General features: G+C 44.2%; 11 protein-coding genes. 9 read left to right on the forward strand and 2 right to left on the reverse strand.

Translation table 11 applies throughout. The features are described from left to right. Positions 1 to 112 precede the first annotated feature (112 nt). Positions 113 to 700, reverse strand: coding sequence for a TetR/AcrR family transcriptional regulator (locus PG840_RS09370; protein WP_195250205.1), 588 nt, complete (start codon positions 698 to 700; stop codon positions 113 to 115). Positions 701 to 939: 239 nt separating this feature from the next. On the opposite strand from PG840_RS09370, the gene PG840_RS09375 reads away from it, so the two are divergent. The 9 genes from PG840_RS09375 to PG840_RS09415 all read left to right on the forward strand — a co-directional run bounded on the left by PG840_RS09375 (position 940) and on the right by PG840_RS09415 (position 14,747). Further along, on the forward strand, positions 940 to 4,215 hold the full coding sequence (locus tag PG840_RS09375; protein WP_243263246.1) for a M14 family metallopeptidase: 3,276 nt from the start codon (positions 940 to 942) through the stop codon (positions 4,213 to 4,215). 33 nt (positions 4,216 to 4,248) lie between these two features. Beyond that, positions 4,249 to 4,941: a 5-oxoproline transporter, DUF969 family subunit gene (locus PG840_RS09380; protein ID WP_008368960.1), complete on the forward strand. Its 693-nt coding sequence runs from the start codon at positions 4,249 to 4,251 to the stop codon at positions 4,939 to 4,941. A gap of 14 nt (positions 4,942 to 4,955) precedes the next feature. Then, positions 4,956 to 5,909, forward strand: a complete 954-nt coding sequence (locus tag PG840_RS09385) for a DUF979 domain-containing protein (RefSeq protein WP_008368959.1) — start codon at positions 4,956 to 4,958, stop codon at positions 5,907 to 5,909. A gap of 109 nt (positions 5,910 to 6,018) precedes the next feature. Further along, complete coding sequence (locus PG840_RS09390) at positions 6,019 to 7,008, forward strand: peptidase (RefSeq protein WP_243002857.1); 990 nt, start codon at positions 6,019 to 6,021, stop codon at positions 7,006 to 7,008. Positions 7,009 to 7,031: 23 nt separating this feature from the next. Next, a complete protein-coding gene (gene pcp / locus PG840_RS09395) occupies positions 7,032 to 7,676 on the forward strand; it encodes a pyroglutamyl-peptidase I (RefSeq protein ID WP_270205670.1) in 645 nt (214 codons plus the stop codon). Positions 7,677 to 8,034: 358 nt separating this feature from the next. After that, positions 8,035 to 9,438 (forward strand): alanine/glycine:cation symporter family protein, encoded by a 1,404-nt coding sequence (locus PG840_RS09400; protein ID WP_270205669.1) that lies wholly within the window; start codon positions 8,035 to 8,037, stop codon positions 9,436 to 9,438. A 268-nt stretch (positions 9,439 to 9,706) separates the two neighbouring features. Continuing rightward, entirely contained in the window at positions 9,707 to 13,186 is a 3,480-nt protein-coding gene (locus tag PG840_RS09405; protein WP_195250203.1) for a DNA polymerase III subunit alpha, read from the forward strand. A gap of 85 nt (positions 13,187 to 13,271) precedes the next feature. Continuing rightward, the gene (gene pfkA / locus PG840_RS09410; protein ID WP_055247911.1) at positions 13,272 to 14,249 is read left to right on the forward strand and encodes a 6-phosphofructokinase; all 978 of its coding nucleotides are present in this window, start codon (positions 13,272 to 13,274) and stop codon (positions 14,247 to 14,249) included. A gap of 24 nt (positions 14,250 to 14,273) precedes the next feature. Continuing rightward, positions 14,274 to 14,747 carry a DUF1934 domain-containing protein gene (locus tag PG840_RS09415; protein WP_055247913.1) on the forward strand — a complete coding sequence of 158 codons (474 nt, stop codon included), beginning with the start codon at positions 14,274 to 14,276 and terminating at the stop codon, positions 14,745 to 14,747. A 51-nt stretch (positions 14,748 to 14,798) separates the two neighbouring features. On the opposite strand, the gene PG840_RS09420 is transcribed toward PG840_RS09415, so the two are convergent. After that, positions 14,799 to 15,239, reverse strand: a complete 441-nt coding sequence (locus tag PG840_RS09420; RefSeq protein WP_022221110.1) for a hypothetical protein — start codon at positions 15,237 to 15,239, stop codon at positions 14,799 to 14,801. Between the last annotated feature and the right edge of the window lie 25 nt (positions 15,240 to 15,264).

A 15,264-nucleotide genomic window follows, 5' to 3' on the forward strand; every position in this document is an offset into this window, starting at 1 on the left:
CTCAAGACTTTGGCGCAGACCTGGCGGTTGCTAAACATAAAAATTCAGGAAACTATAGAGAGATAGTTTCCTGGTATATGCGAGAGGGTATTTATATTGAGGGTGGGTTAGGTTAGTTGACGCGTAAAGATTCAATAAATGGTGTCAGGAGGGATTCGCCGTATTGAAGCAGGGAGAAGCTTCTCTGGGTGAGACACCAGGAGTAGGTGAGACCGATCTGGGCAGAGGTGATCATCTGGGAGAGCTCGACGTAGGAGTAGTCTGACTTTAGTTCTCCACATTTGATCCCGTCGAAAAGGATCTTGCGCAGGATCTTATAATAATTACGATCCGGGTTTAAAATATGTCTGGTTCCGGTAGTAGCTACCTGAAGACCGTAGAGGGACGCAAAGAGATCCATATATGGTGAGTGCTCCAGGTTATTCAGCACAAAATGGTTGAAGGCGAGCAGCAGATCGGCGGCAGGAAGCGTCCGGTCGCAGGTCTGAAGCCAGCTATCATAGTCACTGTCGTAGGAATAGGCGAGGCTGAAGAGAAGCTCATCTTTTCCGCGAAAATGATGATAGAAGGTGCTGCGGGATTTGCCGGAAAGCTCAATGATCTGGGAAATCGTAGTTTCGTCATAGCCCTGTTCTGTGAAAAGCTTCCATGCTGCATCCATGATGTCCTGTTTTGCATGTCGTTTGCCGTGTGTTGTCATAATTGATCGTTCCTGCCTTCTTAAAAGTATTGAAGCTATTGTAACACAGGGATGTGGAGAGCGCAATGTTTTGTTTCTGCATACATTTTATTGAAAATGTCCATATAAGGATAATATGGTTGACTTTATTTGAACACTTTAGTAGAATGAAGGATATAAAAAGCAGAACGTAGTTCGGAATACAGTATCTTTTTAGATTGTAGTACGAAAACGAACTACGGTGCTTTTGGAGGTGTAAGATGGAAAAATTAAAACTTGCAGCCGGCATGACAGGAGAACAGAAGCGTTATGCGGTTGAAGCAGCACTGCTTCTGGGATTTCAGACAGAGACAGCTACATTTCCGGTGATCACAGCGGACGGTGAGATTCCGGTGCCGGAGAATATGGAAGAGTTGAAAGCCCTGTGGAAAAAGAGTACAGGGGAGACACCGGAAGAGTACGAATCAGCATCAAAGCATACAGGTCCGATCTTTGATCTGGATTTCCGTAAGGAAAAAGGGCTGGAGACGATGCTTCAGAAAGGGGATTTCCTGAAAGACGAGAATCAGGATCTTCTTCCGGATGTGTTGGATGTGAAGATTGTACTTCCGGAGGATGCAGATGATGCGATGCTCGTTGCAGCATGTAACCTGGCATGGCGTTTCGGTATGGAGACAACCGGATATAAAGGAAATATTACGGCAGATGCAGCTTATACAGGCAACCGGCTCGTTCTGGAAAAAGCAGAGCAGACAGAGCTTGTACGGGAAAAAGAAGGAGAAAGTGTAAAAGTATCTCTTCGCGGTGACGGAGAGGAACTAATCGCATTTACCTCCCGACTCTGTATGGAATTTCCACAGATCAATGGTCAGAGAAGCTGGAAAGACCTGCTGATGGATATGGTGGATGACTTTGTACTGCGCAGCGCAGATGGACAGCTTGCAGCTTTGAAAGCGATGCAGAAAGAGCAGACAGGAGAATACGAAGTGTACGGATCTCCGCTCTGGAATGATACACAGAAAAAAGAAGCCGGGGATGCAAAGGTATATAATTACAAATCCGGACAGAAGATGTACGAGAAGGTGTATGAGCTTCCGTGGGAAGTGGAAGTTTTTGAAAAACTTCTGGAAGAAAAGGTTTATCCGCAGATTAGGAAAGGAAGCAAGGTAAAGATTACCGGTGCGGTAAGTGAAAATATAAAAGTACGCCAGAAGATAAAAGAAAAAATCGAAGACAGAATCCAGATGTTAGGTGCCAAGCCTGAGGATACCTCCGTTATCTGTGCATACAAACAGGGATATTCCTGGATCGTTGAAGAGATGCTTCCGGTGATGAAGGAAGCGCAGGCAGATCAGGTTGAGATTTATTTCAAACCGTTCCTGCCGGAAGGTCAGACAGACTGGCTGGATGAGAACGGTGCAACCCCGTCCTATCACAATCTGAATGCAGACACTCCGGACAAGTGGTATGATCTTCCGATCCGCTATCTGCAGGAACTGTATCCGGTAGAAGATATTCTGGTAAAAGAGCTTGGAATTGAAAGAGATAAAGTCATTTTCAAAGTTTATGAAGGCGAAGAAGATATCACTTATCTCTGCAAGGGGATCAAGGACGAAAAGGTCTGCTGTGAGGATACTTACAAAGCAGTCTGGTCGGAAAGACCATATATGGATGAATATCCGCAGATGGGAAAGGTTCATCCGGCAACCGGTTATGTAAAAGCAGAGATTGACGGACAGGAAGTATTTTATCAGACCGTCCGTACCGATATGGAAGAGATCTGGGATGTTTACCAGAAGGAAGTTCTTCCGGATTGCAGACGATATATTGAGGAAAAGACAGGCGGAAAGATTTCCGCAGACCTGCAGCCGTTCTTCCATGAACTGCGTCTGGACGTGACCGCAAGTGAACCGGACTATGCGACCGGATCAAGAGAGGATCTGATCTCTTCACTGGATGCTTTGCATGAAGATATGTATTTTGTCGGAAGCGACTATTTTAAAAATTACGGTGTGAAGAAAGCAGATGTCATGCTGGATGCGCCGGGACTGATCCTTCCGGTGATCCATGAAAAAGAAGGCAGACCGGTATTTAAGGTGACACTGACCGAGCCGTTAAAAGAAGAAGCATGCATTGTAAAAGATGGAAAAACGGTTCTTTTACAGAGAAAACGGGAAGAAGCAGATGCATGGATTCGTGCTATTTCATGGGAAAATGATAATTTTACTTTCCATATCCGCACAAATGGGGTACAATCTAATGTATTACACACTTACTCAACATTGTGGTCAAAGGGTGTACTAGCAGAGTGTGAAAGTGTTGCAGCAGGTACGAAGCTTTTGTTTGAAAGTGAGCAGGGCGAGATACAGTATGCAGCACTTACACCGGAAAGAGAAGAAAAACCAAAGACGAAACGGATTGAAGAGATTGACCTGCATGAGCATGAACTGATCGGATATGATACTTACCGTGAGATCATCGAAGAATTGAAGCAGGTTCCTGGAATCGAAGTGTTCCGGACTGCGGTATCTTATACAGGACGTGAACTCTATGCAGTATGGATCAAACCGGAATACGAAGGTTATCTGTCCATGACGAAGCGTATATCAAGAATTCCTGGCGAGATGATCAATGCAAGACATCATGCAAATGAAGTATCTTCGACAAATGCAGCATTTATCCTGATCAAGAAGCTGCTGACAGAAGATGTTTACAAAGATTTACCGGATAAACTGAATCTGGTAATCGTTCCGATGGAAAATGTGGATGGTGCGGCAATCCATTATGAATTGCAGAAAGAGCATCCAACCTGGAAATTCCATGTGGCAAGATTTAATTCGCTTGGAAAAGAGTTCTACTATGAACATTTCCAGCAGGATACGATCCACAGCGAGGCGATGGGATTAACCCGTATTTATGACCGGTATGTCCCGGATATGATCGTGGACAATCACGGAGTACCGAGCCATGAATGGGAGCAGCAGTTTTCAGGTTATACCTCCCCGTCTTACAAAGGCTTCTGGCTTCCGAGATCTCTGCTTTATGGTTATTTCTGGTATGTGACCAATCCAGAGTACAAGGACAATTACCCGGTCAATAAGGTAATGGAAGATGTGATTGCAGACAAGATTGCCGAGTATCCGGAGATGAGAGAATTGAACCGTGAATGGAGTGCTCAGTTTGAAAAATATGCACATGCATGGATGCCGAAATTGTTCCCGGCAAACTATTATAAAGAAATGATCAACTACTGGATCCCGTTCGCGGCAGATCCAAACCATCGTTATCCGTCGATCCGTTTTCCGTGGATCACAACGGTTGCTTATACCAGCGAGGTTGCAGATGAGACCGCACAGGGTGAATACCTGAATTTGTGTGCAAGGGCTCATGTGGCACATGACGAGGCGACTATCCGGATGTTGATGGAAGCAGTGCATGTGATGGAATGTCATCTGGAAGAGCAGGATGGACAGATTTTGACCAGTTACATAAGACAGCGTCCGATGATTGTCAAAGTGACTGGAAAAAATAAATAACTTTTTAATACTTTTCTAAAGGAGGAGTTAGGTATGGAACTCATCAAATTACTTGGCGTGTTAATCGTAATCGTTGGATTCGCGCTGAAACTGGATTCAATCCTCATTATTTTCCTGGCCCTTATCGCGACAGGGATTGTTGGAGGACTTGGAGTGGGCGGACTTCTGGAAACAATCGGTACAAACTTTGTAGCGAACAGAAGTATGGCAATCTTTATCATGATCCTGCTGGTTACAGGTACACTGGAAAGAAACGGTCTGCGTGAAGCAGCGGCAAACCTGATCCGTAAAGTAAAAAGTGCGACAGCAGGTAAGCTTGTTGCTGTATATGGTATGCTGAATGCTCTGTTTGGAGCATTCAATGTCAGCTTCGGTGGAGTTGCCGGATTTATCCGTCCGGTACTGCTTCCGATGATCGAAGGTGCGATCAGCAATAAAGAAGGAAAAGCAAATGAAGATCACGTAGAAGAAGCAAAAGGACTTGCTGTTGCTATGCAGAACTTCACATGGTTCTTCTTCCAGGTACTGTTCGTAGGTGGTGCCGGCGGAATCCTTGTACAGACAACACTTGCAGGTCTTGGATACGAAGTAGAACTGATCGACCTTGCAGCAGCTGAAATCCCGGTAGCATTAGTTGCACTTGTTGTTTCCTGCGCATTTGTTATTGTGAAAGATAACAAACTGATGAAGAAATACTATGGAAAATCAACAGATACTAAGAAATAGAGGGAGGAAGACAGATGAGTAATTTAAAATTTATACAGGTCGGCGATTCGTTTAATGCAATCGGACTGAATGTAGTATGGGTAATTATCGGATTGATCACGATTTACGCAGGAATCAAGAACCTGCTGGATAAAGAGAATCCGTCAAGAGTCGGAACCGCTGTTTTCTGGTGCTCTTTCGGTATCGTTTGTGGATTTGGTTCATGGCTCCCGGCAAAGGTTTCTGGTGCGCTTGTTCTGATCATGTGCCTGCCGCCAATCTTCAAGAAAGTAAAAATCGGAAAAACAGATAATCCGACAAAGGAACACACAGAACAGCAGTTTAAGAAGATCGGAATGAAGATATTTGTCCCGGCATTCTCCGTAGCGGTATGCTCTCTGTTCTTTGCATTATTCAGTAATATGAGTTCTATGGTCGCAATTACCGTTGGTGTGATTGTAGCTATGATCTTACTGATGGCATTCGATGCAAAACAGAATAAACCGGCAGTCTTTTTGAATGATTCTGAAAGATTCCTTGGAATCACAGGACCTCTCAGTATGCTGCCACAGCTGCTTGGATGTCTTGGAGGTGTATTTACCGCTGCAGGAGTTGGCGATGTAATCGCACAGCTTGTTGAAAAGATTGTTCCAAAGGGAAATGTAAATATCGGGATCATCGTTTATGCAATCGGTATGGTACTCTTTACCATGATCATGGGAAATGCATTCGCAGCTATCACCGTTATGACAGTTGGTATTGGTGCACCGTTCGTTCTTGCTTACGGTGCTAATCCGGTGGTGATCGGTATGCTCGCACTTACATGTGGATACTGTGGAACTCTGCTTACACCGATGGCAGCGAACTTCAACATCCTGCCGGTTGCGATCCTGAACATGAAGGACCGCTGGGGCGCTATCAAAAATCAGGTTCTGGTTGCAATTTTTATGCTTGTGTTCCAGATCTGTTATATGATAGTATTAAAGTAAATAAGACATAAGTAGCTAAGGTCATTATTTCACTGGAAAGGCAGAAAATAATGGCCTTAGAATTCGTAAGCTTATTCTAGTTTTTGGTATGGAGAAAGAAGAGGGACATATGACACCGAATATGGAACGGGGTGCCCGGATCATTATTCACGAATGGGTAAAAGTAAGGGCGTGGGACAAAGTACTGATCGTGACATCGAAGGAATATCTTGCAGAAGCAAAAGCAATGGAAAAAGAGGCTTCCGGAAAAGCACGGTCAGTGAATACACTGCTTGTCGAGAACAAGGGGCGCCATGTGGGAATCTTTTTTGATGATAATGAAGCAGTTTTTGATCCTTATACGGCAATTATCGCGGCGACAGAGTATTCGCTGGTGACAACGAAAGCCGCAAAGCGTGCGATACAAAGACACAAGAAATTTCTGTCCTTGCCACTGGCAACCAATGACGGAAGATCTTTTCTGGAATACGATTTCCTGACGATGGATACGAAGAAGAGCCGGCTGATGGCAAAGGCATTTATCAAATATCTCAAGTATTCAGAAAAAGTCCGTGTGACAACTCCGGCAGGAACGGATATGATGTTCTACAAAGTGGGCAGAGATCCGGGATTTTTTAACGGAGTTCTAAAGGATGGAAAGGGATATTCTTCTTCCAGTATTGAGGTCTATGTCCCGATCGAGGAGACAAAGACAGAAGGTGTGATGGTGCTTGACGGTTCTCTGGGATATATTGGTCGCGCAGAGGAACCGACAAGGATTTTATTTAAAGGCGGACGGATTACGGAGATTGAAGAGACTCCGACCGGTATTCGGTTGAAAAAATACATGGAAGATTATCAGGATTCCCGGATCTATATTGCGGGAGAACTCGGAATCGGGCTTAATTCATGCTCACAATGCCTTGGAAACTGCTATATTGAAGATGAATCTGCTTATGGGACATTCCATGTAGGACTTGGGCGTAATATTGCTCTTGGAGGTATTCAGAACGCCAAAGGACATTTTGATTTGGTATGTATGGAACCGGATATCTACACGGACAACCGACAGATTATGCAGCAGGGGAAGGTTATTATCCCGGAGCCTGTGTTATACTAAGAGATATAAAGGAGGAAATTAACATGAAGGTTTTATTAACAGGATTTGATCCATTTGGAGGAGAAAGCGTAAACCCGGCATTCGAGGCAATCAAGCTTCTTCCGTCAACAATTGCGGGGGCAGAGATCGTATATGTAGAGATCCCTACAGAATTCAAGAAAAGTGCACCGGCAGTTGAAGCGGCAATCAAAGAACATAACCCGGATATAGTGATCAATGTAGGTCAGGCAGGCGGACGTTCCTGCGTCACTGTAGAAAAAGTAGGAATCAACCTTGCAGATGCCCGGATTCCGGACAATGCAGGTGACCAGCCACTTGATGAGCCACTTCAGGCAGACGGTCCAACCGGATACTTTGCAACAATTCCGGTAAATGCAATGGTTCAGAATGTACGTGCTCACGGACTTCCATGCCATGTATCTTTCACGGCAGGAACCTACGTATGCAACTGTGTAATGTACAATGTACTGCATATGTGTGCAACCAAATACACTAACATCCGTGCCGGATTTATCCATGTACCATATGCCTGCGATCAGGTTGTAGATAAGGCGAACGGAATGGCAAGTATGCCGCTTGAGACAATCGCAAAGTCTCTGGAGTATTGTGTTGAAGCTGTAGTGAATAATACAGAAGATATAAAAGAGACTATGGGAACTACCCACTAGTTTTATGAAAGAAAAAAGTACCGCTGTGTCAGAATGAAGCTGATGCGGCGGTTTTTTTGTAAAAATTTTATTGGAAATATAATTTCATGTCGCTTAATGAAAATGGACGTTCATTATATGTTAAGAAATTCTATTATAAAGAAAAAGAATTGATTTGTCACGGGCAGGAATGTTATGTATAATATGCATAAAGAAAGTCGAAGCGGAAATAAGAAAAATGAACAATTTTATGAACGGAGAGAGCTTTTTCAAAAAACAAGTTGATTAAGAAGGTGAAGAAAAAAATCTAGTGGGGAAAAGATTATCGTAAAAATAGAATATGGATGGAAAACAATAACAGAGGCGAAGGAGAAGTGAAATGAGTAATTTAATGGGGATGCTGACGACTATCCAAAGTTATGTATGGGGACCTCCGACATTGTTGCTGTTGATCGGTACAGGGCTTTACTTTACGATTAAATTGAGAGGACTGCAGATCACAAAATTTCCACGTGCAGTAAGGGCCATTTTTGAAAAAGAAAGTGGGACCGGAAGCGGAGAAGGAGATGTATCGGCATTTGCGACTCTATGTACAACGATGGCAGCAGACATAGGAACGGGAAGTATTGTTGGAGTTGCAACGGCGCTTCGAATTGGTGGACCGGGATCGTTATTCTGGATGTGGATTTCAGCCATACTTGGTATGGTGACGAAATACTCAGAAAGTCTTTTAGCGGTAAAATACCGAGTGACGGACGAGAATAACCAGATGGCCGGCGGACCGATGTTTTATATCCAAAATGGTATGGGAGAGAGATTTATCTGGCTTGCAAAAGTCTTTTCTGTGTTTGGCATGTGTACAGCGTTATTTGGCTGCGGAACGTTCCCGCAGGTAAATGCGATCACAGAATCTGTCAATGTGACATTTCATATACCGATCATTGTAGCAGGAGTCATCATAACAGTGCTTACTGCAGTTGTAACGATCGGAGGAATTAAAAGTATTTCAAAGGTTGCTGAAATTGTAGTGCCGATCATGGCGCTTACTTTTCTCGGAGGCTCGGTAGTGGCGCTGGTGATTAACCGGGCTGCAGTACCGGGTGCTTTTAAGGCCATTTTTACCTGTGCATTTGCAAAAGAATCGGTAATAGGAGGAACTGCAGGAACAGGTGTCATTACGTTTATGACGGTTATGAGAACCGGGATTGCCAGAGGTGTCTATACAAATGAGGCAGGACTTGGAAGTTCACCGATCGTGGCAGCAGCGGCGAAGACGAATTCCGGTGTAAGACAGGGCCTTCTTTCCATGACAAGTGTGTTTGTTACTACGATTCTGACCTGTTCCATGACAGGACTAGTTATCATCAGCAGCGGGCTGATGGACAGTTCGGATATGAACGGAAGCACACTTGTTACAGCTGCTTATAACATGTGTCTGCCACACAATATAGGCATGCATCTGATCGCAGTAGGAATTATGTTCTTTGCATTTACCACTATTCTGGGATGGAATTATTACGGAGAACGCTGCCTGGTTTATCTGACCGGCACAACAAAATGGATCAAACCATATAAGATCATCTACATTGCAGCGATTGCACTGGCACCGTTTTTATCACTGGAACCAATCTGGCTTCTTGCAGATATCACGAATGCGCTGATGATCATTCCAAACCTGATCGCAATCATTGCACTTAGAAAAGTGATCATTGGGGAAACAAAACTGTATTTTTCAAAACGAAATGAAGAAAAAATGTCTGCTGCGGTAAAAGCAGTGGAGTAAGAAAAGAAACCACCGCATTGGAAATGAGATCTGATGCGGCGGTATTTTTGCGTTAGAGGATAAATAAGGTTGTGACACCAACGCCCCAAAAAGAAAGTTAACACGATTCCCGCTTTCAGGGGTTCATCGGAATGTTTTGCCGAGGGGAACCGGAGTACATATATTTGAAAATCCGCCGCCCACCAACCTATAAAATTTTCCCCACACCAGTTGGAAATCCCCATCATTTCTGCTAAAATGGAACACAGAGAAAAGGAGCGAACACAATATGAATTTTGCGCATTTGCACGTCCACACGGAATACAGCCTTCTGGACGGTTCGAATAAAATTAAAGAATATGTTGCCAGAGTCAAAGAACTGGGGATGACAGCGGCTGCGATCACAGACCACGGTGTCATGTATGGCGTCATTGACTTCTACAGAGCCGCAAGAGCGGCAGGAATCAATCCTGTACTGGGATGTGAAGTCTATGTGGCACCGGGATCCAGATTCGATAAAACAGCCGTAGGACGCGATGAGGACCGATATTATCACCTGGTACTTCTTGCCGAGAATAATACAGGATACGCCAATCTGATGAAGATCGTGTCACGTGCATTTACGGAAGGTTACTATTATAAGCCAAGAGTAGATTATGAGCTTCTGGAGACCTATCACGAAGGAATCATTGCCCTCAGTGCATGTCTTGCCGGAGAGGTACAGAGAAACCTGGCGAGAGGGATGTATGAAGAAGGAAAAAAAGCTGCGCTTCATTATGAACAGATTTTTGGGAAAGGCAACTTTTTCCTGGAACTGCAGGATCATGGGATCCCGGAACAGCGCACCGTTAACCAGCAGTTGATGCGTCTGTCGCAGGAAATTGGAATCGACCTTGTGGCGACAAATGACGTGCATTATACTTACGCAGAAGATGAAAAGCCACATGATATCCTGCTTTGCCTTCAGACAGGGAAAAAGCTCGCAGACGAGGATCGGATGCGCTATGAAGGCGGACAGTACTACGTGAAGTCCAAAGAAGAGATGGCAGCACTTTTCCCATATGCACCGGAGGCGCTGGAAAATACACAGAAGATTGCAGACAGATGCCATGTAGAGATTGAATTTGGTGTGACAAAGCTTCCGAAATTCGATGTGCCGGAAGGATTTACCTCATGGGAATATTTGAATAAGCTCTGTTTTGACGGACTAAAAAGACGATATGGAGAAGACCCGGATCCAGCCCTTGTGGAGCGCCTGAATTATGAATTGGGCGTTATCAAAAGCATGGGTTACGTGGATTACTTCCTTATTGTATGGGATTTCATTCATTTTGCAAAAAGCAACGGAATCATGGTTGGACCTGGGCGTGGATCTGCGGCAGGAAGCATTGTGGCGTACACACTTGCGATCACCAATATCGATCCGATCCGGTATCAGCTGCTGTTCGAGCGTTTTCTGAATCCGGAACGTGTGTCCATGCCCGATATCGACGTGGACTTCTGTTTTGAAAGAAGGCAGGAAGTCATTGATTATGTTGTGCGTAAATACGGCAAAGACCGGGTAGTGCAGATCGTAACCTTTGGTACACTGCAGGCGCGCGGGGTGCTGCGGGATGTGGGAAGAGTTATGGATCTTCCGTATGCTTTTGTGGATTCAATTGCAAAGATGATTCCGAAAGAACTGAATATTACACTGGATAAATCCCTGAAGATGAACCATGAGCTGAAGAAGCTCTATGATGAAGACCCACAGGTAAAAGAGCTGATCGATATGTCAAAGAGACTGGAAGGTCTGCCACGGCATACATCCATGCATGCCGCGGGAGTCGTGATCAGCCAGAAGGATGTGGATGAATATGTTCCGCTGGCACTTGGAGCGGACAACAATGTAGTCACACAGTTTACCATGACCACGCTGGAAGAACTGGGACTTCTGAAAATGGATTTCCTTGGGCTTCGTACCCTGACCGTCATCCAGGATGCGATCAGACTGGTTGAAAAAAGTACCGGTGTGAAGCTGGTAACAGAAAAATTAAATTATAATGATAAAGCAGTGCTTGACTATATCGGAACCGGAAAGACGGACGGTATTTTCCAGATAGAAAGTGCAGGGATGAAGAGCTTCATGAAGGAACTTCGTCCACAGAGTTTGGAAGATATTATCGCCGGAATTTCTCTTTACCGGCCAGGTCCGATGGATTTCATTCCACAGTATATCAAAGGAAAGAACCATCCGGAGCTGATTACTTACGAATGCCCGCAGTTAAAGCCGATCCTGGCACCGACCTATGGCTGCATTGTATACCAGGAACAGGTTATGCAGATCGTGCGTGACCTTGCCGGATATTCACTTGGGCGAAGCGACCTTGTACGCCGTGCCATGAGTAAGAAAAAGGGCGACGTGATGCAGAGAGAGCGTCAGAATTTTGTATATGGTAATGAAGAAGAAGGCATTCCGGGCTGTGTCAAAAATGGAATCGATGAAAAGGTTGCGAATAAGATCTATGATGAAATGATCGATTTTGCGAAGTATGCGTTCAACAAATCACATGCGGCAGCGTATGCGGTTGTCTCATACCAGACAGCGTATCTGAAATATTATTATCCGGTAGAATATATGGCAGCGCTTATGACTTCTGTCATCGACAATCCGGGAAAGGTTGCCGAATACATTTACACTTGCCGACAGATGGGAATTTCTATCCTGCCGCCGGATATCAATCGTGGGGTTGGTGATTTTTCTGTAGATAACGGTAATATCCGTTACGGACTTGCGGCGATCAAGGGGGTTGGAAGACCGGTGATTGAGCAAATCATCCGGGACAGAGAAGAGCATGGCACGTTTCGTGATCTGAAGGATTTTCTGGAACGGCTTTCCGGTAAGGAAGTCAATAAACGTGCGGTAGAAAACTTTATCAAATCCGGCGCATTTGACAGTCTGAAAGGGACCAGAAAGCAGTTTATGATCATTTATGTACAGATCATGGATCAGGTAGCACAGAACAAGAAAAATTCGCTTGCCGGACAGATGTCGCTCTTTGATATTGTAGATGACGAACAGAAAAAAGAATTTGAGGTCACGCTTCCGGATGTGGGAGAATACCAGAAGGAAACGATGCTTGCATTTGAAAAAGAAGTACTCGGCGTGTATATCAGCGGACATCCATTGGAAGAATATGAAGAGAAATGGCGCAAGAGTATTTCCGCAACGACATTGGATTTTCAGCTTGATGAAGAGACCGGACGGACAAAAGTGCGTGACGGGTCAAGGGAGATCATCGGTGGTATGATCACATCGAAGACGATCAAATATACAAAGAAGAATCAAACGATGGCATTTATTACCGTAGAGGATCTTCTTGGAACGGTAGAGGTTGTCATTTTCCCGCAGAGCTATGAGAAAAGCCAGCAGTATCTGCAGGAGGACAGCAAAGTATTTGTGCGGGGACGTGTATCGGAAGAAGATGATAATGCAAGTAAGCTGATCTGTGAAGAGGTGATTCCGTTTGAGATGATGAAAAAAGAACTGTGGATCCAGTATACCGACAAACAGAGTTACCTTCAAGATGAGCAGAATCTGTTCCGGATGCTCGCGGAAAGTGAGGGTGAGGACCAGGTTGTAATCTTCTGCAAAGCGGAGAGAGCGGTAAAAAGACTTCCTAAAAACGCAAATATCCAGGTAGAACCTGGAATTTTGAGCAGATTGACGAATTATTTTGGAGAAGATTGTGTAAAAGTAATAGAAAAACCCATTGAAATGAAGGGGTGAATATTATACAATAACGTGTGGATTGAGATAAATTAAGCAAAAGGATAGTAAAGTTACAAAGTAGAAGAGACGGAGGAGACATATCATGGCAGAAAAAGTAATCAGAACTATCGGCGTATTGACCAGTGGTGGAGACGCACCGGGAATGAACGCTGCAATCCGTGCAGTTGTAAGAACCGCATTGGGAAAAGGACTGAAGGTAAGAGGAATCAGAAGAGGTTATTCAGGACTTCTTAACGAGGAAATTATTGATTTAAGTGCCAGAGATGTATCAGACACGATCCAGAGAGGTGGAACGATTCTTTTGACAGCCCGTTGCGAGGAAATGCGTACACCAGAAGGACAGCAGAAAGCAGCAGCAATCTGTAAGAAATATGGAATTGACGGTCTGGTAGTTATCGGAGGAGACGGTTCCTTCAAGGGAGCACAGAAATTATCTGATTTTGGAGTAAATACAATCGGACTTCCGGGAACGATCGATCTTGATATCGCATGTACAGAATACACAATCGGATTCGATACAGCGGTTAATACAGCGATGGAAGCAATTGACAAAGTACGTGATACATCTACATCACATGAAAGATGTAGTGTTATCGAAGTTATGGGACGTGATGCGGGATACCTTGCACTGTGGTGCGGTATTGCCAATGGAGCAGAGAAGATTCTTCTTCCTGAGGAACATGACTACGATGAAGCAAAGATTATTGCAGACATCAAAGAAAGCAGAAAACGCGGTAAAAAGCATTACATTATCATCAATGCCGAAGGTATCGGTGATTCTATGAATATGGCAAAGAGAATCGAAAAAGAGACGGGTATGGAGACACGTGCTACTATTCTTGGTCATATGCAGCGTGGAGGAAGCCCGACAGCAAAAGACAGAGTTTATGCATCTATCATGGGATCTCTTGCTGTAGATCTTCTTCTTGAAGGAAAAACAAACCGTGTAGTAGGATACAAACATGGCGAGTATATTGACTTCGATATCAACGAAGCACTGGCAATGCAGAAAGGAATTCCGGAGTACCAGTACGATATCGCAAAACAGCTTGCCATCTAATAACAGACAGATTGGATGACGTGTATGACACAGGATGTATTATTGACGATTTCCGGACTGCATGATATGGCATTTGCAGATCCGGAAGAAAATGAAGAGAATGAGCCGATCGAAGTGATTACTCCGGCGAGCTATTACTGGAAGAACGGAAAGCATTATATTCTTTATGATGAAGTAATGGAAGGGATTCCGGGGGTGGTTAAGAATAAGATCAAGATCACCGGTGAAGATTCGATGGAGATCATGAAGAGCGGAATTACGAATGCACATATGGTATTTGAGAAGAATCAGATGAATGTCACATATTATGATACACCGTATGGGCAGCTTCATGTCGGAATTCATACACGGAAGCTGGATGTGAATGTGGATGATGAGCGAATTGATATTGCTGTGGAGTACGGGCTTGATGTGAATCATGAAGCGACGGCAGACTGCCGGATCGCAATGAGCATAAGACCGAAAGCACAGGCAGAGGAAGCAATTTCAGGAAAATAAAACAAAAAGGGTAAATGATTCAATCAGCTCAGAATCATTTACCCTTTTTTGTTACTTGTTCCGCAGTCTTGCCCAGAATCCTTTTTTCTTAGGTGGAGTCTCAAGAGAACCTCTGACTCCTTTTACTGCAGTGATGTAAATACCGCTTACGGTTGCTTTTACTTCTTTTTTGACTGGAATAAGATCATAGATGCTTGCATCACACATCAGAGTCATGATCTTTGGTCCGACTTTTGCCTTGACTACAGGTACCTTTGAACGACGAAGATACTTAGGTGTATTCTCAAGAACAACTGACGGGAAACCGGCATCTTTAAGCTTCATCTTACCTTTGTCGATAACCAGGATGTTGACCTGCTGTGCAGCAGCTGCAATCATCTCTTCCTGTTCTGCCTGCTTTTTCTGCGCTTTCTTACCGAGGAAATACAGAACAACCAGGGCGATAAGCAGTACGGCAAGAATTACCAGTAATACGATCGTTATCTTACTCACGGGTTTTCCTCCTCAAATCATATTT

Origin of the sequence: Coprococcus sp. AM97-35 (assembly GCF_027697525.1) — a bacterium.
Lineage (GTDB): Bacteria > Bacillota > Clostridia > Lachnospirales > Lachnospiraceae > Allocoprococcus > Allocoprococcus comes.

Coding starts and splice junctions, on each gene's coding strand:
- pcp (WP_270205670.1), top strand. CDS start 7,032: ATGAAGGTTTTATTAACAGGATTTGATCCATTTGGAGGAGAAAGCGTA.
- PG840_RS09415 (WP_055247913.1), top strand. CDS start 14,274: ATGACACAGGATGTATTATTGACGATTTCCGGACTGCATGATATGGCA.
- PG840_RS09390 (WP_243002857.1), top strand. CDS start 6,019: ATGACACCGAATATGGAACGGGGTGCCCGGATCATTATTCACGAATGG.
- PG840_RS09400 (WP_270205669.1), top strand. CDS start 8,035: ATGAGTAATTTAATGGGGATGCTGACGACTATCCAAAGTTATGTATGG.
- PG840_RS09405 (WP_195250203.1), top strand. CDS start 9,707: ATGAATTTTGCGCATTTGCACGTCCACACGGAATACAGCCTTCTGGAC.
- PG840_RS09375 (WP_243263246.1), top strand. CDS start 940: ATGGAAAAATTAAAACTTGCAGCCGGCATGACAGGAGAACAGAAGCGT.
- PG840_RS09385 (WP_008368959.1), top strand. CDS start 4,956: ATGAGTAATTTAAAATTTATACAGGTCGGCGATTCGTTTAATGCAATC.
- PG840_RS09370 (WP_195250205.1), bottom strand. CDS start 700: ATGACAACACACGGCAAACGACATGCAAAACAGGACATCATGGATGCA.
- pfkA (WP_055247911.1), top strand. CDS start 13,272: ATGGCAGAAAAAGTAATCAGAACTATCGGCGTATTGACCAGTGGTGGA.
- PG840_RS09380 (WP_008368960.1), top strand. CDS start 4,249: ATGGAACTCATCAAATTACTTGGCGTGTTAATCGTAATCGTTGGATTC.